The sequence below is a fragment of the Vibrio cyclitrophicus genome, from assembly GCA_023206055.1.
Classification (GTDB): domain Bacteria; phylum Pseudomonadota; class Gammaproteobacteria; order Enterobacterales; family Vibrionaceae; genus Vibrio; species Vibrio cyclitrophicus_A.
Genome location: CP065367.1, coordinates 1,258,410 through 1,277,926, shown reverse-complemented (window position 1 = coordinate 1,277,926; position 19,517 = coordinate 1,258,410). Strand labels below are relative to the sequence as shown.

General features: G+C 42.8%; 19 protein-coding genes and 1 pseudogene. 15 read left to right on the top strand and 5 right to left on the bottom strand.

Features of this window, described 5'->3' with window-relative positions; all coding sequences use genetic code 11:
- Positions 1-219: 219 nt before the first annotated feature.
- The 3 genes from ITG09_21275 to ITG09_21265 all read left to right on the top strand — a co-directional run bounded on the left by ITG09_21275 (position 220) and on the right by ITG09_21265 (position 3,521).
- Entirely contained in the window at positions 220-1,659 is a 1,440-nt protein-coding gene (locus ITG09_21275) for a 6-phospho-beta-glucosidase (GenBank protein ID UPR53920.1), read from the top strand.
- A 99-nt stretch (positions 1,660-1,758) separates the two neighbouring features.
- On the top strand, positions 1,759-2,757 hold the full coding sequence (locus ITG09_21270; GenBank protein ID UPR53919.1) for a LacI family DNA-binding transcriptional regulator: 999 nt from the start codon (positions 1,759-1,761) through the stop codon (positions 2,755-2,757).
- A 203-nt stretch (positions 2,758-2,960) separates the two neighbouring features.
- A complete protein-coding gene (locus ITG09_21265) occupies positions 2,961-3,521 on the top strand; it encodes a sugar O-acetyltransferase (GenBank protein UPR53918.1) in 561 nt (186 codons plus the stop codon).
- A 67-nt stretch (positions 3,522-3,588) separates the two neighbouring features.
- On the opposite strand, the gene ITG09_21260 is transcribed toward ITG09_21265, so the two are convergent.
- Positions 3,589-4,776, bottom strand: a complete 1,188-nt coding sequence (locus ITG09_21260; GenBank protein ID UPR53917.1) for an MFS transporter — start codon at positions 4,774-4,776, stop codon at positions 3,589-3,591.
- Positions 4,777-5,057: 281 nt separating this feature from the next.
- Here ITG09_21260 and ITG09_21255 point away from each other — a divergent pair, with 281 nt between their 5' ends.
- Positions 5,058-5,939, top strand: a complete 882-nt coding sequence (locus tag ITG09_21255) for a LysR family transcriptional regulator (protein UPR53916.1) — start codon at positions 5,058-5,060, stop codon at positions 5,937-5,939.
- A 46-nt stretch (positions 5,940-5,985) separates the two neighbouring features.
- Here ITG09_21255 and ITG09_21250 read toward each other — a convergent pair whose 3' ends face one another.
- The 3 genes from ITG09_21250 to ITG09_21240 all read right to left on the bottom strand — a co-directional run bounded on the left by ITG09_21250 (position 5,986) and on the right by ITG09_21240 (position 9,052).
- Positions 5,986-6,852: a LysR family transcriptional regulator gene (locus ITG09_21250; protein ID UPR53915.1), complete on the bottom strand. Its 867-nt coding sequence runs from the start codon at positions 6,850-6,852 to the stop codon at positions 5,986-5,988.
- A gap of 211 nt (positions 6,853-7,063) precedes the next feature.
- Positions 7,064-8,248 (bottom strand): GGDEF domain-containing protein, encoded by a 1,185-nt coding sequence (locus ITG09_21245; protein UPR53914.1) that lies wholly within the window; start codon positions 8,246-8,248, stop codon positions 7,064-7,066.
- A 48-nt stretch (positions 8,249-8,296) separates the two neighbouring features.
- On the bottom strand, positions 8,297-9,052 hold the full coding sequence (locus tag ITG09_21240) for a helix-turn-helix transcriptional regulator (GenBank protein ID UPR53913.1): 756 nt from the start codon (positions 9,050-9,052) through the stop codon (positions 8,297-8,299).
- A 379-nt stretch (positions 9,053-9,431) separates the two neighbouring features.
- On the opposite strand from ITG09_21240, the pseudogene ITG09_21235 reads away from it, so the two are divergent.
- Positions 9,432-9,765: pseudogene (locus ITG09_21235) on the top strand (transposase).
- Between the two features lie 71 nt (positions 9,766-9,836).
- On the opposite strand, the gene ITG09_21230 reads toward ITG09_21235, so the two are convergent.
- Positions 9,837-10,694 carry a LysR family transcriptional regulator gene (locus ITG09_21230; GenBank protein ID UPR53912.1) on the bottom strand — a complete coding sequence of 286 codons (858 nt, stop codon included), beginning with the start codon at positions 10,692-10,694 and terminating at the stop codon, positions 9,837-9,839.
- Between the two features lie 392 nt (positions 10,695-11,086).
- Between ITG09_21230 and ITG09_21225 the strand changes: the two genes are divergently transcribed.
- Genes ITG09_21225 through ITG09_21180 form a run of 10 tightly spaced genes read left to right on the top strand, consistent with a single transcriptional unit; the run spans position 11,087 to position 19,517 of the window.
- On the top strand, positions 11,087-11,311 hold the full coding sequence (locus ITG09_21225) for a Flp family type IVb pilin (GenBank protein UPR53911.1): 225 nt from the start codon (positions 11,087-11,089) through the stop codon (positions 11,309-11,311).
- A gap of 10 nt (positions 11,312-11,321) precedes the next feature.
- Entirely contained in the window at positions 11,322-11,792 is a 471-nt protein-coding gene (locus ITG09_21220; GenBank protein ID UPR53910.1) for a prepilin peptidase, read from the top strand.
- 49 nt (positions 11,793-11,841) lie between these two features.
- Positions 11,842-12,684 (top strand): Flp pilus assembly protein CpaB, encoded by an 843-nt coding sequence (gene cpaB / locus ITG09_21215; GenBank protein UPR53909.1) that lies wholly within the window; start codon positions 11,842-11,844, stop codon positions 12,682-12,684.
- A 2-nt stretch (positions 12,685-12,686) separates the two neighbouring features.
- Positions 12,687-14,051, top strand: a complete 1,365-nt coding sequence (locus ITG09_21210; protein ID UPR53908.1) for a pilus assembly protein N-terminal domain-containing protein — start codon at positions 12,687-12,689, stop codon at positions 14,049-14,051.
- Positions 14,048-14,533 carry a hypothetical protein gene (locus tag ITG09_21205; GenBank protein UPR53907.1) on the top strand — a complete coding sequence of 162 codons (486 nt, stop codon included), beginning with the start codon at positions 14,048-14,050 and terminating at the stop codon, positions 14,531-14,533. The genes ITG09_21210 and ITG09_21205 overlap by 4 nt, the downstream gene beginning before the upstream one ends.
- Complete coding sequence (locus ITG09_21200) at positions 14,533-15,777, top strand: chromosome partitioning protein ParA (protein UPR53906.1); 1,245 nt, start codon at positions 14,533-14,535, stop codon at positions 15,775-15,777. Before ITG09_21205 ends, ITG09_21200 begins: the two co-directional genes overlap by 1 nt.
- On the top strand, positions 15,774-17,048 hold the full coding sequence (locus ITG09_21195; protein ID UPR53905.1) for a CpaF family protein: 1,275 nt from the start codon (positions 15,774-15,776) through the stop codon (positions 17,046-17,048). The genes ITG09_21200 and ITG09_21195 overlap by 4 nt, the downstream gene beginning before the upstream one ends.
- Before the next feature lie 2 nt (positions 17,049-17,050).
- On the top strand, positions 17,051-17,956 hold the full coding sequence (locus tag ITG09_21190) for a type II secretion system F family protein (protein ID UPR55228.1): 906 nt from the start codon (positions 17,051-17,053) through the stop codon (positions 17,954-17,956).
- Positions 17,953-18,804, top strand: a complete 852-nt coding sequence (locus tag ITG09_21185; protein UPR53904.1) for a type II secretion system F family protein — start codon at positions 17,953-17,955, stop codon at positions 18,802-18,804. Before ITG09_21190 ends, ITG09_21185 begins: the two co-directional genes overlap by 4 nt.
- Positions 18,804-19,517 (top strand): tetratricopeptide repeat protein, encoded by a 714-nt coding sequence (locus ITG09_21180; GenBank protein ID UPR53903.1) that lies wholly within the window; start codon positions 18,804-18,806, stop codon positions 19,515-19,517. Before ITG09_21185 ends, ITG09_21180 begins: the two co-directional genes overlap by 1 nt.

Below are 19,517 nucleotides of genomic sequence, written 5' to 3'. Positions count from 1 at the left end.
ATAGGTGCTGAGCATAAAGCCTACACTGGTAGACGGGTCAAACGAGAAGTTGAAGTTAATTCAATAGCGCTGGTCCACCGCTGATCAAAAAAAGATCGAAAACACATTGCTGAAACCGGTTTCAGTCTGTATCTTGGATTTTATTGAAATCGATTTCAGAGTTGCAATTGGCTCTTTAATCCTGATCTTTTTCACGAACAACTTGTAGCGAGCAGTGGTATGAACAACGAATTTCCGAACGATTTTTTATGGGGTGGTGCAGTAGCAGCACATCAACTAGAAGGTGGCTGGGATGCGAATGGTAAAGGTGTCAGTGTTGTTGATGTATTAACAGCTGGCGCTCATGGCGTGCAACGTCGAATCACCGATGGTGTGATTGATGGCGAAAACTATCCAAACCAAGTCGCAGTGGACTTCTACCATCGTTACAAAGAAGACATTAAGTTATTCGCTGAGATGGGTTTTAAGTGTTTCAGAACTAGTATTGCGTGGACACGCATTTTCCCAAATGGCGATGAATCAGAACCCTGTGAAGCGGGTTTAGCGTTTTACGATGATCTGTTTGATGAACTACTGAAATACGGCATTCAGCCAGTGGTAACACTGAGCCATTTTGAAATGCCTTACCACCTAGCCAAAGAATATGGCGGTTGGATGAATCGTAAAGTGATCGATTTCTTTGTTAAGTACTCGACCACCGTGATGGAACGTTATCAGCACAAAGTGAAGTACTGGATGACGTTTAACGAGATCAATAATCAGATGAACACCTCAGCAGACATCTTCGGTTGGTTGTGTTCTGGCGTGAAGTTCCCGCAATGCGAAAAGCCGCAAGAAGCCATGTATCAAGCGGTTCACCACCAGTTTGTAGCCAGTGCTTTGGTGGTGAAGAAAGGTCACGAGATCAACCCAGACCTTCAGATCGGTGCTATGTGTGCGATGGTGCCTTTCTACCCTCGTTCTTCAAAGCCCGAGGACATCATGGTGGCGCAGCAAGCGATGCGTGATCGCTACTTCTTCTCGGATGTGATGGTTCGCGGCCACTACCCAAGCTACGCCAAGCGTGATTGGGCAATTAAAGGCTTCAACATTGAAATGCATCCAGAAGATGAGCAGATCCTAAAAGAAGGCAAGGCTGATTACTTAGGCTTTAGCTACTACATGTCAAATACCTTGGATTCTTCTTCGCATCAATCTACAGAAGAAACAATGGACGGCGGTCATGAAAACTCGGTCGATAACCCGTTCATCCAGTCTAGCGATTGGGGCTGGCCAATTGATCCAACGGGTTTGCGTTTCTGTTTAGCGTCTCTGTATGAACGTTATGAAGTACCGCTGTTCATCGTTGAAAACGGTTTTGGCGCTGTTGATACCATTGAAGAAGATGGCAGCATTAATGACGACTATCGCATTGCTTACCTTGGCGATCACATCAAAGAGATGAAAAAAGCCGTTGCGATTGATGGTGTTGACTTGATGGGTTATACCCCTTGGGGCTGTATCGATTTGGTGTCGTTCACCACCGGTGAGATGAAAAAACGCTACGGATTTATTTATGTAGACAAGCACAACGATCAGTCCGGTACTTTAGATCGCAAACGTAAGAAGTCGTTCGAGTGGTACAAAGGCGTGATTGCATCTAACGGTGCCACTATTTAGAATGCATTTCCTAGCGCAGTTATGAGAACTGTGAGCTGTCATTTTGCAATGAATTAGTCGGCTTATGTCGGCTAATTTTTTATAAAGGAAAAGAAGCGAATGGTAACCATGCTTGATGTTGCGAACCGTGCAGGCGTATCTAAGTCGACGGTTTCTCGTGTCTTAAATGGCAAGAACATCGTGCGTCCAGATGTGGTGAAAAAGGTATTTGATGCGATTCAAGAAACAGGTTATCGACCAAACCTGTTAGCTCAACAATTGGCGACCAAGAAGACCAACTTCATCGGTTTCGTGATCACCAATGAGTTGTTCAATGGCCCTTACTTCTCTTCCTTGATGTATCACGCGGCTTCTTACAGCGAAAAGTCGAATCATCAACTGGTGATCACCGATGGTAAACACAGCGCCGAAGACGAAAGAAAGGCGATTAATTTCCTGCTGGATATGAAGTGCGCGGGCATCATCATTTATCCGCAATGTTTAACGGAAAGCGAGATTGCTCAGATCATCGAAAGCACAGATACACCGATTTTGGTGCTCAACCGAGAAATGCCGTCGAAGCCCAATCACGCCATTACCACCGACCATTATCAGAGCGCTTGCTTGATGGTTGAACACATCATCGAGCAGGGTCATACCGATATTGCCGTGATTCGTGGTAAAGCCGGTTCTTCGACCGATGAGCTACGCTACCAAGCCTATCAAGATGTGTTAACTAAACATGGTATTACATTGGATAAGTCCAAAGTGGTTCAAGGTGATTGGACGATGGAGAGCGGTTATCACGCGGCTCAGGCTCTGGTAAAAAGTAAAACCATATCCACTGCTATCTTGTCGGAAAACGATGACATGGCGATTGGTGCGATTAAGGCTTTAACGGAGCTAGGTTATTCATTACCTCAAGACATCTCTATTGTAGGATTTGATAACAGTAAAGTCGGTGCGTTTCTAACGCCAAGCTTAACCTCTGTCAGCGTGCCATTAGAGCAAATGACGCAAAAGGCGATCCTGCAAATTGTCGGTGAAACAGAGCAAGCGACCACCATCAATACCACCGGTAGTTTGGTGTTGCGTGATTCTATAGCGAAGCTAAATTAGCACGGTTCGAATTTCATATTTCACCTACAAAAAGTGACGAGCTGCGCATCTCTTAAATCAGGCACAAACACTCCTTATTCACTGTTATTTAGATGTGCGATATTGCGTTTTTTGGTCGATGAATTGACCACCATTAGTTAAGTAATGTGAAACGAGATAAGTAATATGAAAATAGCTAAGTGATACGAGAACAGGTAAGTAACGTGAAAACAGAAAAACAAAAAATGCTAGCAGGCGAACCTTATCAGGCTTGGGATAAAGAGCTTTATGCTGCTCGTATCGAATGTCGTAAGGTGCTTCAAAAACTCAATAACAGTATTCCAGACACACCCGACTGGGAAGAGGCAACTCAAGAGCTCATTCCGGGCTGTGAGAACGCGCACTTAGAGCCGCCGTTCCGTTGTGATTACGGCTCGAACATCAAACTGGGTAAGAACTTCTACGCTAACTTTAACTGCGTGATTTTGGATGTGGCTGAAGTGACTATTGGCGACAATGTGCTGCTTGGCCCGAACGTTCAAATTCTTACCGCAGGCCACCCACTAGATGTGAAAGGCCGTGTTGAAGAAGGCGTCGAGTTTGGCACACCGATTAACGTCGGCGACAATGTTTGGCTTGGCGGCGGTGTGATCATCTGCCCCGGTGTCACCATTGGCGAAAACAGCGTGATAGGTGCGGGCAGTGTGGTAACTAAAGACATCCCAGCTAATGTGGTTGCGGTGGGTAACCCATGTAAAGTTCTCAAGCAGATTGATAACGAATAGTCATCTGATTCAAATGACAAAGCCCGAACTTAGATTCGGGCTTTGTTTTTTCAATTCCTGCTAGATGCTAGATGCTAGATGGAACAGCCTGTTGAGTTTGCTTCTTATCCAATGCACCACTGAATCGAGTCAGAACTAGAGCGATCAAAACAATCACAGCACCGACCCAAGGGGTGTTCATTAATCCAGAATTCGCGACAATCAAACCACCACCCCATGAGCCTAATGCGATACCGACGTTGAAGGCTGCAATGTTCAATCCAGAAGCGACATCGACTGCGTCAGGTGTGTATTTCTCTGCCAGTTTCACTACATACACTTGTAGCCCAGGAACATTGCCGAACGCGAAGGCACCCCACACCAAAATGGTAGCAACAGCTGCGTAAGGGTTTACTGCGGTAAAGTTGAATACTACCAGTACAGCGGCCAAACCAGAGAAGATAATGGTCAGTGCTTTAATCGGCCCCATCTTGTCGGCCATTTTCCCGCCCCAGATGTTACCTACTGCCACTGACACACCATAAACGAGCATGATTAGACTGATTGAGCTTGAATCAAACCCTGATACGTTTTCAAGTATTGGAGCAAGGAACGTAAACGCTGTGAACGTGCCGCCATAACCTAGTGCTGTGATGGCGTAAACCAACAGTAAGCGTGGTTGAGTTAGAACCTTTAGTTGTGCCGAAATCTTCGCCGCTGGTGGTTGCTTAAGGTTGCTTGGAACCAAGGTAGCGCTACCGATAAGAGCAATAAGACCAAGCAGAGCAACGATCAAGAAGGTTGCTTGCCAGCCAAATGTTTGGCCGATGTAAGTACCCAGTGGTACGCCGGTTACCAATGCAACCGTTAAACCCGTAAACATGATCGCAATGGCACTCGCTGCTTTGTCTTTGGAGACCAATCCTGTCGCGATGGTTGAGCCGATCGAGAAGAATACACCATGGGCAAGGCCAGTCAAAATTCGTGCGGCGATCAGCGTGTTATAGCCTGGAGCCTGCCATGCCAGTAAGTTACCAACCACAAACAAAGACATCACGGTTAACAGCACTATTTTACGATTCCATTTTCCCGTTAACGCAGTGAGTACTGGCGCACCAATCGCAACGCCTAGAGCGTACAAGCTCACTAATAATCCCGCTGATGGCAGTGATACATTCAGGTCGGTCGCCATAGTTGGTATCAAACCAACAATAACAAACTCTGTGGTTCCGATGGCAAAGGCGCTGAGCGTCAGTGCGAGTAATGCTAAGGGCATAATCATCTCTCTTACTATTCTGTGTTAAGTATCGAGCGCGATAAAGTGGGGCAGTTTATGGCTGCAATAAGAGCGCTTCGTTTGATGGCGAGGATTATCTAGCAAAATATATTTGTGAAAAATGCCATCATTAACAAATAACCTTTGTGCTATTTGCAATAATTGGAGAGTTAGCCGATCATTGGATTAAGCTGATGAGATCGAAAAGACATAGATGATTTGAGCTCTGATGAGCACAAGCGAGATGACATTAAACAAAATGAAGATAGCGAAGGAGCCTCATGGTAACCCGTTCAGATGATTTAGAAATGGTACTTACCGTTGTCGATGCTGGTGGTTTTTCTGCGGCGGCAGAGGCACTGGATGTGCAGGTCGCCAAGGTGTCTCGTTCGGTGAGTAAGGTAGAGTCGCAACTCGGCGTCTCGATATTCAACCGAACAACGAGACGCGTGGAATTGACGGAGGAAGGACGGCAATTTGTCGATTCTGTGAGGCTGGGTTTGCAAATGATTCAAAGCGCGGAAGAAGAAATCGTGTCGCGCGGTGAGTTGCCAAAAGGTCGTTTAAGAGTCGATGCCGCCAGTCCATTTGTATTCCATCAGCTAGTGCCTTTGGTGCAATCATTCAAAGAGGCTTACCCAGACATTGAGTTGGAACTCACTTCCAACGAAGGCTTCGTTGATCTTCTGGAAAAGAGAACTGATGTTGCGATTCGAATCGGTAAGCTGTCCGATTCAACACTGCACGCTCGCCCGTTAGGAAAAAGTTTACTCCATATTGTAGCGTCACCTGATTATCTCGCTAAGCGTGGGCTACCCACTAAACCTGAAGATTTGAGTTCACATCAAATTGTGGGTTTTGCAGGGAACAAAGTGCTTAACAATTGGCCTTTACCAAACCAAAGTTATGTCGCGCCTACCGTGACAGCCAGCAACGGTGAAACCGTGCGTCAACTAGCACTAGCTGGAAATGGGATAGCTTGTTTATCGGGGTTTATGGTGAAGGAAGATATGGCAGCAGGGCGTCTAATCCCTATTTTGGAACAAGACAAACTTGCCAATACAGACCGAGAACGAGTGAATGCCGTTTACTATAAGTCGTCTTCTGTCTCTAAACGTATCTCGGCGTTTATTGATTTTATTCAGCCAAGGTTGAGTTTGTAATCCGAGGCTCGATTCTCAATAGACTAAGCTTTGAGAGCTTGTTTAACTAGATACGAAAGCTGGCGTCCGACACTAAATGTCTTAGCCATCGATGTCCGACGTCATTGTGCCGTGCTGGATGCCAAAACATAGCGATTTTTACGTTCTCTGTAATGAAGTTACAAGGGATGTGCTTTAAGTCTGAATCTTTTAGATATTTATTGAGCAATCGTTTAGGGAACAAACTAATATGGTGGCTATTTTCAACGATATTCATCATTTCGATTACAGTGTCCGCACCCCATACTATATCCCGTTTTTTAAGCACATGTTCATAACTTAGTCCTTTGTTACGCAGATAACATTGCTTTTGACCTGATGTTGTATGTATGACGTGCTTTTCAGATAAAAACTGCTCAATTGTTACTACTGGGGTCGTTAGACGAGGATGGTCTGTTCGACACAAAACATATACTTCCTCATGCAACAACTCTTGAGATTTAAGCCCTGGGTATTGTCCGTAATCAACATCAATAGACAAGTCATACTGGTTCCTAAGTAATGATATCATATCTGTGTGGGCCAAATTTGAATCCGCTTTAATCGTGACGTTAGGGGCTTGTGTAAATATAAGATTGGAAACGTTAGGAAGTATGCTAATTCCAATTACCGATACAGTGGATATCAAAAACTCTCTTGAACTGGTTTCTGCATCAAAATTTGAAAGAGGTGGGGCCGCGAGTCTGATTTGTTGAACAGCTTTGGAAAGCTGAGGGTAAATACTTTCTGCAAGCTTACTAGATGAGACACCGTGGCTTTCGCGAAAGAAAAGAGGGTCGTCAAATAGTATTCTAAGCCTGTTAATACTTTGACTTACGGCGGATTGGCTCATGTTTAAGCGCTGAGCAGCTTTACTGATGCTCCGCTCTTCCATAACGGTAACGAAAATGGGAATTAGATTGAAATCGGAGTGCTTCATAAATCAATTTAAATTGAGGCTCTGAAGTGGCGGCGATTACCAAGAGCGTAAATTTGAGTCTAGTTGAGATAACGTACAGCCGAGAGTATTACACTCTAGGTGTTGTTTTATTGACTTTGCAGTCATTTATACAAAGCGAAGAATCTATGTTTATAAGCAGCTAGATCTAAATGTAGCTCTGTACTAGGTTCCGCCCTTGTTTCTTAGCTCGGTAAAGCATCTCATCTGCGATGGAAACAACTTCTTCAACGGGTTGGTTTGGTAGCAATACTGCTAGACCTAATGACGCTGAAATCCCTCCCATCGATATAATCCGAAGCTTTTCATCTTTAGCGATTCTTTCCCTCAACCTCTCTGCCAGTTTTTTGGTGTCAGAGAGAGTATGAGACTTAACGATGACGATGAACTCGTCTCCTCCAATACGGTAGCATTCATCATTACAGCGTACATTATCAGATAGAATTTCTGCCACTCTGATGAGGATATCGTCTCCGGTAGGATGCCCATATTGATCATTGATATCTTTAAAATGGTCAAGATCTATAACAATCACAGAGATACACGCATGCTTTACGTGTTCATGCTTGAGTCTTACGTTCGCTGATTGTAGATAGGTTCGATTCTTCAAACCGGTTAGGGTGTCAGAAGTTAACTTGATATTCGTGTTGTGTTGATAGTGTGCAAAAGTTGCTAAGAGGATATAGCTCGCAAGAAGAAGCAATAGGATCTCTACAAGGCTTTGCAGTTCATTTTTCAGCTCGATGGCTGAACTTGTCATATCATCGAAGATGAGTACATTTCCATTGAAAACTGGTAACTGTACTTTAATCAGATGAAAGTACCGATTTTTCTGCGAGTCTAATTGGTATAAATCGAGTGAAAGCAGGGATAAAGGTGTTACTTTGAGGTATATTTTTTCTGAATCAGGCGACAAGGAAGAGGAAAAAGTAACGTGAATGGGGCTTCCTGAAAGTAGAAAATATCGATTATTTTGGTCTTGAAGTATGATGTTTTGTACTTCAGAAGGGGGCATTTTTTCAAAGTAATGATTTAAGTTGAAGTGACTTTCCGAATCTTGAAAAATATCTTTAGTTATACTCCCTGCGACCAATTCTTTATTTAATAAAGCTGAGGCAGTCTCAAGTTTAGTGATAAAATCCCTTAAAAGAGAGAGGTTGTAATCAATATTATTTCTAATTATATTTGAAATTAGAACTTCCCTTTTTTCTCTTTCAATTTCTATTGAACTCACTAAGCTATGAATACTGTTATAGTGGATTAATAATATTGTAAGGATTAATCCAGACGTCAGTATATTCCTTTTTGTAATAAGAAAGTCAAGAATTCTCATAATGGCTTATCCTTCTACATTAAGTCAATTCAACACCGTTTTATGACCTCAAGAATACAATCCTCGGTGGAGAGAATTTATTGCCCATTGAACTTGACTGAATCTCGAAATCAATTGGTTTTGGCTATGACAATGGGTTTTATGAAGAATACTCTTGATTTGAGTCCGCACGGTTTCCTTTGATACATTCCTAATGCTAGATATCTCTGGTCCAGTGAAACCCTTTGTCAATAACTCCAAAACGTTGAACTCTGACTTTGTTAGTGTTGACGTAATATCTATGTTTTTAGGCTCTGAGTACTTTTTCCAATAGTGCAACATAGTATTATTGGCAACCCATGAGTTAGACCAAGCTGTTATGATATTGACTATAAGTTGTAGATGCTTAGTTTGATGTTCAGATAATGATTCAATGCTGTGAAAGATCACGACCATTTTGTGGTCATAGCTTAGAGGGGAAAATGAAGAATACTTACTCAAATTATTAGTGATTATAGATAGTTTTTCGTGATCAAATATTCGATCATCTAAAACATTATCATAGGTAAAGTGCAAAATATTTTTCTCATGGCACATGACTGCGTCAATATAACTTTCAATACTCTCAGATATTCTTTTGCTAATAGATATTCTTTTAGAGAGACTTTCTAAACTTTCAAAAACGATACTCATATCTTCAGAGAGTATGATAAGGCTTGCATGTTCAATCCCAATTTTTTTTAGTCCTTCACGAACCTCATTTTCCAGTTCACTTGGGAAATTGGGAACAATTGGACTTGTAAACTCGTTATTATTTATATCCATATAAAAGCCAATACTTGTCTTGTTTATTATTGATATCAGACATCTTGTATATTTATTCATTTTACTTAGTTGTTATCATCACCCAACTGGGTGAAATCTCAACGAAAGTCTATAAAGTGATGAATTAAATGATTAAGATCAAATTGCATGTGATTTTATTTGTTTTTATGATCATCTATAAATGAGGTTTATTCAACAGTGTATTCCTAATATCAGATATAAGTTGGTATTTAAATTAACCTTGGATTCATAAATACAGAATATTAATCTGGTTAATATATTGTAGGTTCTGAATCAGAAAGAATCAGCTGTTGTAAAAAAGGACGGAGGATGATGGGTAGCGATCTGATCAGCTACGTCCACTCTCTCTCGTAGCCCTATGCCTAAACCTCGTGACAAAACAACCAACTGGAAGCAATACAATCAATCACTCATTAGCCGTGGTTCTCTGACTTTTTGGATTGATGAAGAGGCAATAAGCGGTTGGGCGCAAAGCAAACAGAGTAAGCTCGGGAGGCCACGTCAGTTCAGTGATTTAGCTATCACGACAGCGCTCATTGTCAGAAACAGCGATGTATCGAGTTAAACGGTTGCTAGGAGGGCAACTGAGCTTAAGAAATTACAATGCACAGGTGGGTGAAACTTACGCGATGATAAAAGCGTTGAACAAGCTTACTGGGTTAGGTATGCCTGAAACTTGTCGTATTGACTAAGAAACACACGAAATGGGGTAGCTCTATATCTAAATTTAATTACGCAACAAAGCCAGTATTTGGCTTTCGTATTACACAATCCTAATAACTTTTCTTGGTGCCAGTTGTTCACAGAACCATTGATGGTATCGGCTCTGACATTCATTCGCTTGGCTGACGATAGCCGTTGTCACTTTTCGGCCAAATAAATAAGGGTGATTATTTACCTTTACAAGATGATCATTATTCAATGCTTCGATGATAAAATCGGGAAGTAGAGCGATGCCTGATTGTTGGCAGCAAAGGTTCACAATGGTATTGAGGTCTTCACACTGCCAGATGTGATGTTGTTTCATAATTGATGCATTATTAATTTCTTTGCAACCTTCAAGTAGTAATAATCTTGCATCCTGATCACAGATTAATGCTTTATGAGCAACCCACCAAAAGTTGATGTTAAAAAGCTCAGTAAATCTAAATTCATAGATATTTTTATGGTAGGGATTGGCAATCGCGAGGTCGAGTTCCCCATGGGCAAGCATCTCACCTAATACTGAACTAGGTCTAGTTACGAGTTTGAGGTTTGTGTCCGGAAAAGCTTTGGAAAACTCGTGTACTCCATGACGAACGGTATGGTTAGAAAGTAGGGGATCAATACCTACACGATATACGACTTGATCTGATTCATTCATTGTCGTTATAGTCTGCAGCAACGCCTGATATTCAGTGATAAGGGGGGCTGTCATTTCATAAAAGCGCGCCCCTTTGTGCGTTAAGAGCGCCTTCCTCTGCTCCCTCTTAAACAAGGGAAAACCTATGTTTAACTCTAGATGTTGAATCGCTGTACTGATGGTAGGTTGACTTTTATGTAACTTACGGGCTGCTCCACGAAACGAACCCTCATCGACAATAGTGACGAACGATAATAACTGCTCAAAACTGAGATGCATAATATATCCTTATATTGATACATGAGGGAAGGCTGACAGTTGTTCTCTTCTTAGACTACTTAAAAAGTCGCACATTTGTCTTCACCCATATTGGTGATAGATTCACTTTTATTTATGCCTTAATTTTTTAAAATAGCGATAAATTTGTGATCTATTTCACATAAGTTATTTTATGTTTATTTGATGTTATTTTGATTTTTATCAAACATTTAATTTATATAGGCTGAGTTATGATTATATTTATCGTTAAACTTTTATGGTGCATAATTTTATTAGATGGCTGATAGATAAAATTTATCATAGTGAAAATATTAATATTTTCATTTCGGTATACAGTTATTGCAACAGATTTAATTATTAATAATAAAGTTCCACCACAAGGAGTACACATTATGTTGACTAACTTATATTTCAAAGTATGCACTTACCTAACCACCTTTAATAATGATGAACGCGGTGTCACCGCGATTGAGTATGGCTTGATTGCTGCGGCTATGGCAGCTGTGTTAGTAACTGCCATGTATAGCGGTGGTTTAGAAACTAGTTTAGAGGGTATTTTTGATACTATCTCTAATACGCTTGTCACTGCTAAATCTGGTCTGACACCGAAAACATAGTGATTGATATATGACTCATTCCCTATATCTATATTGTTTACTTGCATTTTTGATCTTTATAACTATGCAAGATGTTAGATGTAGAAAAATGAAAAATAATTCCCTATTGTCGCTGTTAATTTTTCAGTTGGTGTGTACATTAGCTTTGATGAATCCATGTATTCTGTCAGCGTCAATAGTGTTAACTTTAGGGATGGTAATTTATTCATACAACGTTATTGGTGCTGGTGATATTAAATATGCAGCAGTCCTGTCACTGAGCCTACCTGTGGAGTTATTACTAAACGCAGTGTTATTAACCATGTTAACTGGTGGAGTCTTGGCAACCTTTTATATGCTGCTTAATCTTGCTCGGAGGATAAAAGCCAACGTTTACGGAGAAATAGACCAAAGCCAATATAACACTGGTATCCCTTATGGGGTCGCAATCAGTGTTGGGTTTTATGTGATGATATTTAGCCATTGGGTGAACTATATATGATTTAGCACTGTCACCCATATCTCGAAATGATGTTGAATGGAGGCGACTTATGAGATCGCGGATTGTCCTTTTTATTGCGTTGCTTGCCTTTGGTTTCGGTTGTTATGGTTTAATTGACATGATGACAAAGAATCAACAAGCGTCTCCTATAACTGCTGAACAACCGGTACCAGTCGCTGAGCAATTCATCGCTGTTTGGTCACTCGATCGTTCCTTGTCTCGTGGTGAGCCTATTTCTACCTCGGACGTCACCAAGCAACAACTGGAGTTACAAGACGCACTTTCTTACGGCATCAAAGAAGATACCGTCATTGATTTCTCGCCTTCTACTTTACTCAATCGCGACCTGAGCAAAGGCGAGATTATCCTTCCTGAATATCAAACTCCGCAAGGAGGGGCTGGTTATATTGACTTGTTGATCTCTGAGGATATGACCATCTATCCGCTGCAAGTCAGCGCAACCAATTTAGTTGATGACTATATTCGCCCTGGCGTGTTTGTCGATGTTCTCACAGTAAGCTCACCTTCCAGTAATTTAGCCGACAATGCCGACCATCCATCGGAGTTTCATGGCGTTAAAGCTTCACTATTTTTAAAACACGTCAAGGTACTAGCAATTGACTATATCGATCCTGAAAGTAAAACCTCAAGCGCTAAGGTCATTAAGCCGAGTCAAGAAGCGAAAGCCGGTTATAGCACAGTGGTGATTGAGATTTACCCAGAGCAGTTGGCGAACATTGCTCTGGCGCAGCGCACCATGCATATGGAAGTGTATCGCAGTCAAACTTATAAAAAGCCAATGTATGCCGAGGTGCGTAATGTGATTACCAATTATACCGGTATTGAAGAGTATCGCGGAACAAACAAAACAGCGAACACAGAAGGATTCTAGTTATGGAAAACAGAGTAATCACAAGGGCGAGCTCTTCCATGTTAACGTTGCTGTTTGCTTTATTATTTAGCGTTAATGCGTGGAGTGGCGATCGATATATCACGCTGAACGATGCAAGTCACATCCGGTTAAACGAGGCCATTGGCAAAGTGTTCATCAGTAACCCTGATGTGGCTGATTATAAGGTCATGAACGACAACACAGTGGTGGTGTTCGCCAATAGCATTGGTCAGGCTCGATTGCTTGTGTATGGCGTGTCTGAGAACGTGCTGTTATCTGAGCGAATAGTCGTGGATTTGAACTTAACCCAAGTGCGTCGTCAGATCGATTTTTACTATCCAAACCTGGATATCAAGTTGGAGTCAGTCGGGTCGCAAGTAGCAGTCAGCGGTATGGTTGAGTCTGAGGAGCAGCGTGATGATATCTATCGCATGGTTGCCACACTTTTGGGGCGTGAAAAGGTTGAGCGTTGGAATGAAATACAAACGCTAGAGTTTGAGTCAGACACGTTATCCGTGTCAGAGCCGGAGAGCATGATCTTTGCGCGCAATATGACTTGGGAAGGGATTATTGAGCGTTTAGAGGTGGCTGGTACACGACAGGTAAACGTAAAAGTTTCGATTGCTCAAGTTACCGAATCGTTTGGTGAAACCATCGGTGTGGATTGGAGTTCGGTGGGTTCTAATGTGGGTGAGTTCGTCTTCAATCAGTTTGAGGCGGAAGACCTTGTTAGCGTTATCTCGGCTATTGGCAACGACTCAGTCGCTCAGGTTCTGGCTGAACCTAATCTCAGCGTGATGTCCGGAGAATCCGCCAGTTTCCTTGTTGGTGGTGAAGTACCTGTCATTGTTTCAACCAATAGCAATGTCAATATTACCTTTAAAGAGTTTGGTATTCGCCTCGACTTGACCGCAAAAGTAGAGAGTGATGATCGTATTCGCATGCAGCTCTTTCCGGAAGTGAGCGAGATTGATGGTTATGTGACCGCTGCTGGTATTGAAGTCCCTAAATTAGCCTCAAGACGAGCTATGACCACGGTAGAGCTAGGAGATGGTGATAGCTTTATTCTGGGTGGATTGATGAGCAGTGCGGACTATGAAGAGATGCAAAAAACGCCACTAATTGGTGACATTCCGATTATTGGCGCGGCATTTCGTAAGGCCATCACCGAAAGGCGTAAGACAGAGCTCATTATTGTTGCGACGGTTAACCTGGTTAAACCGATTCGTTCCACTGAAATCCAAATGCCTTATATCCACAAAACCAACACACTGACTCGCTGGTTAAATATTGAGTTGGATGACCATAAGGCTCCGCAGTCTGATGCGACGATTCGTTTGCTATCTGAAGGAGGATTCATCCAATGAGAAATTATCTAATATGCAGTTTGATGCTTTTGTTGGTTAACCTTAGTGGTTGCTCTGCAGAACGTTACTATACCGGTAATGGTGCAGAAGCCGTGGTGTACGAAGAGTGGCATTCGTTTGATATTGATTTGCGTGGACATGAAGATCAAGAAAAAGTGATTGCGAGATTAATTGAGAAAATTTACCAGCAAGATCCATATGCCCAATACACGGTGTTGCACCGAAATAACAATAGCAAACAAGTGTTTTCTGCGGCTACGCAAGGATTGACTGAGTTATCGAGCGCGACGAAGCGTGTTCATTACATTTACTCGCCAGACAATATTGCTGACCTCACGATTAGAGCAAAGGTGTTAGCTGCCCATACCGAGTTGTGTCAGGCCATAGAGTTGTTTAAGAAAACAGGGCAGATCAATTGTTTCGTAGAATCTGCACGCATTAAGCAAGTCGCGAATAAACAGCGGTTGATAGGAGGTCAATAATGTTTGATTTATCTAAGGCGCTAAGTAGTAAATCGCAACCAGCGACTCTCCGAGCAAAAGTGGATAATAGTGGTATTCATTGCACCTTTATCTACCAAACTCAGGAGTGTTTAGGTCTTGTTCAAGAGGTGTTTCGCTTCGAAGGATGGGATGAACCCAAGTTACTTCGTTTTAACCTCGCTCATATAGATGAACAAGAAGAAGATGAAATTATTCTTTTTGAGCTCAGTGAATCTAATGATGTCGTTGAAGATGCTAAACGCTTTGCTAGCAAGCTCCCTACTCACAAAGGGATCATTGTTATTGGTAAAGAAGACTCGATCTCTACCGTACGGGCGCTTCGTGATATTGGATTTTATTACATGCTTTGGCCTTTTAGTAAATCCGATTTGGCTGACTTCTTAATGCACGTAGAGAGCAACTTAAAATCGTTTGCCGGGGTGAGCGAACACCGCAAAGCGAAGCGTGTTGCTGTTGTTGGTGCAAAAGGTGGGCTTGGGGTGTCGTTCATTTGTTGTGAGTTGGCGTCGTACTTATCCATTCGAAGCAGTGACACTATCGTTGTTGATCACCACGGTAATCATAGCAATATGGATGTTTTGCTCTCCTTGGATGATTTTTCTCGCCAAAACATCGACGAGTTTACCGCACCCATTCATGAGTTGGACGAAGAGGGCGCTTTAAGTTATCTCATCCGAGTGCGTCAGAACTTACGCTTGTTGGCCTTGGATAGCGAAAAGAAACAAGAAGATGTTCTGCAATATACCAATACCTTGTATGAACTGCTTTCTCGCTCGACCAACTTTGTCATTGAAGATTTCTCGGGCAGTGTTGATTTTGAGGTTATCCCTCAAGAACTTATCGATAACTACGATGTGGTCGTGGTCGTCAGCGACGCGTCGGTTTCTTCTGTACGTAATGCGAGAGTCTTGCTAGAGAAACTGCAAAACGCACGTATTTCTCAATCTCGTAAAACGCGCTTGCTTACCGTTGTGAACCATCATCGACCTCATAAAGCCTTTGTGCTGCATTCTAAAGAACTAGAGAACTATTTGGGAACACCTGTTGATTTGCTGTTCGACTATTGTAGCAACCTTTCACACATCATTGTCGATGGTAAGAGTGCACATAAGCATGACCGACATATTCGAGATTCAATTTGTAGCCTTGCTAGTTTGATCCAAGGGCAACCTGTAGAGCATGGTTTGTTCTCACATTGGTTAACAAAGAAGGCACGTAAATGAGTTCAAATAAAGAGTTGTACCTCGCATTTCGCAGCCAAATTTTTGAAGCCATGGATGTGGAAGCGGCTCAGCAGATGAGTCAAGACGAGCTAGAAAGCCAGATTCGTAATGCGGTTGAGATGCTAGTGTCGAACTATGGCCGACCTATTACGGGCTTGATGAAAGCGGGCTTGGTGAAAAGTTTGATCGATGAGATATTTGGGCTTGGTCCGCTACAACCCTTAGTCGAAGATCAGTCCATCACCGATATCATGGTCAATGGACCTGAGCGTATTTTCTATGAACGAAATGGGCGAATCCAAAAGTCTGATATCACCTTCGTTAATGAAGACCAGGTGCTAGCAATAGCCAAGCGTATCGCCTCGCGTGTCGGCCGCCGAGTCGATGAATTATCGCCTACCGTGGATGCGCGCTTGGAAGACGGTAGTCGTGTAAATATCGTTATCCCTCCAATTGTGCTTGATGGCACATCCATCTCTATTCGTAAGTTCAGGGAACAGAATATCGGTTTTGAAGACTTGGTGAATTACGGAAGCATGTCATCAGATATGGCTCGAGTATTGATGATAGCGGCTCGATGCCGAATGAATGTGCTGATATCCGGAGGAACAGGTTCAGGTAAAACAACTTTGCTCAACGCATTATCTCATTACGTTGCGGATGATGAACGCATCGTGACCATTGAGGATGCGGCTGAATTGCGACTCCATCAAATGAACTTAGTGCGTATGGAAACTCGTGCTGAAAGTGTGGAGCGAACAGGTGCAGTCACTCAGCGAGACCTTGTTATTAATGCTCTGCGTATGCGACCTGATCGGATCATCTTGGGTGAGTGTCGTAGTGGTGAAGCGTTTGAAATGCTCCAAGCCATGAACACAGGCCATGATGGCTCAATGTCGACACTTCATGCCAATTCACCGCGTGATGCAATTGCTCGTGTTGAGTCTATGGTGATGATGGCGAACCTGAACCAACCCCTTGATGCGATTCGCCGTTCGATCGTTAGTGCGGTCCAACTTATTATTCAAATAAACCGCTTGAGAGACGGTTCGCGAAAAATCACCAGCATCTGTGAGGTTGTTGGATTAGAGGGAGACAACGTCGTATTAGAAGAAATTTACCGATTTGATTTCAATGATAGTGAATATCGCGACACCGTCACCGGTGATTTTGTCACTAGCGGTATCATGCAACGCTCAGAGTTGGTGAAAAAAGCCCACTTTTACGGTTTGTATGATGAGCTAATGCAGTCATTCAAAGGGGAGAGATAATGATGCTTTGGGTTGCGTTGATATTAGGCTCCATCGCTATTTTGATGATGAGAGGCGACAAGAAAAAGAAAATTAACCAGTATTTCGATTTCGAAGACAGTGGGGATTTGGCGAACTTGCATGCTATTAATATTAACGAACTCACGAATCGAAAGCGTTGGCAGAGTTTGATGTCGGATGCCCGATTGGTTGCCGATGTTTTAGGTCCAAGATCGGCACTTTACATCACCTTATATACTTTAGGTACGGCGTTCATGTTGTGGTATGTGATGACAGAAATTGCTCGATTTGGCTCGCTTTGGATGTTTGTCGTCATGTGGTTGGCGCTGCTATTTATCGGTTATCGATACTTGGTCAATCGTCGTCGCAAGCTGTTTACCAATAGCTTTCCTGATGTGCTGAATATGCTGATGAGTGCCGTCACTGCGGGTGACAGCTTAATGCATGCGATTGGTTACGTTGGCGAGAAAATCGATACCACCATCGGCCATGAGTTTAAGCTCATGAGTGAGCGCTTGAAAATGGGGGAGGCACCAGAAGTGGTATTAGATCGCGCCTGTCGTCATTACCCTTACCCAGAGTTTGTGTTCTTCACACTTGCGCTTAAAGCCAACCTTGCCCGAGGTGGGCAACTTAAGAACGTGCTTGCTCGATTGATTCGAGTACTGGTTGATACGAGGACTCTAGAGAAGAAAAAAATGTCGATGACTTCGGAAGCGCGAGTGTCTGCAAAGATCGTTGCCGCCATTCCTCTTGGTTTCACCATATTGATCAGCCAAATCGCGCCACACAACTTAGAGATTCTGATGGAAGATCCTATTGGTAATTGGGTGATTATCTATGTGATTGGCAGTGAGTTATTGGGGTTGTTTATCGTTTGGTTGCTTGTGAAAGGAGTCAGCTTATGAATAGCACCATTACGATACTTCTTTTTTTGGGCGCCGTATTGTGGGGAATCTTTGAGCTGTATTTCCAACAACAACGTCGAGAACGAGTAGGGAAATACGTCCAAGGTTCACATCGAACCATGGGTTCTGTCATTGGTGATTATTTCATCAGTTTCGGACAGCATTATCGCAGCGAGATAGAGGTCAAATTGGTTGAAGCTGGCCTTTATCATCGCGACTACGCCAAGTACTACTTTCCGTTGAAAGTCGCAGTTGCGCTAGTCGTTATCGCAATACTGTTTATTGTCGAGCTTTCAGCTCAGGTGCGAATGATGGCGGTGCCAATGATGTTGGTGTTGACCATCATTGTGCCAGATATCCTACTTAATATGCGCAAAGCCTTGTTGATCAAAAAGATCTCAGGAAAGCTACCTTATTTGCTGGATATGATGGCAGTTTGCGTGCAAACCGGGATGACAATCGAAGCCTCGTTAGATTATTTGGGACAAGAGTTTGAGGCGTTCGATAAGGATCTCTGCTACCAAGTTAAACGTACGTCAGACTCGGCGAAACTGATTGGCCTTGAGCGTGCGCTGAATGACTTCTCTGAGAGAGTGCCTACCAATATCGTGCAAAGCTTTGTGCTGACAATATTACAAAACCTGAACTACGGCACCTCTATTGCACAAGTGCTGGGGGACTTGGCAGAAGACATGCGCAAGATGCAAGTACTCACGATTGAAGAGAAGGTTGGCAAGCTCTCTTCAAAAATGAGTGTCCCACTTATTTTGCTTATTCTGATGCCGATTGTGGCTCTGATTTTAGCTCCGGGCATTATTCAAGTTATGGACGCAATGGGAGGCCAGTAATGAATCAATTATTCCGTATATTGGCACTCCAATTGTTATTTGCCTCTCTTGTCGGTTGCCAATCTACTCCTGATGAACAAGCTAGCTCAATGCAAAACATGCTGAATATTGGTAACTATCAAGGGGTAATTGCACATTATCGACAACGCTTGGAAACGGATCCCGATGATTATGAAGCTATGGATGCGATTGCGCATGCCTATTATCAAATTGGTGATGTTGAATCTGCGAGTTTCTATACCCGTTATCTCAGTGAACATGGTTATTCTAATGAAAAAATGGCGCTTTTGATGGGACAAGTGGCGGCTGATATGGGGAATGATGAAGAGGCGTTATCCTATTATTTTGATTCGTTAGAGCTCGGTAATAATGGGGCTCAAGTACACAACTTGATAGGTATCTCTTACTCACGATTAGAGCACTTTGAACCAGCAACAACGGCTTTTAATCGAGCGAGAGTGCAGGGCTACGATGAGGCGACGATTAAGAATAATCTCGCCGTGGTCTATTTGGCTAAGTCCGATTACCGCTCGGTGGTAGCAATATTAGCTCCGCTTATTGAACGGCAGCCGCAAAACAAAACGGTTAATGCGAATCTGGCATTAGCACTATCTAAGCTAGGGCGTTATGAGGATGCTCGCTCCTTATTGGAGGCGGATTATAGTGATGAGGATATTCACCACATTCTTTACCAAGTAGGACGTGAGGAGTGA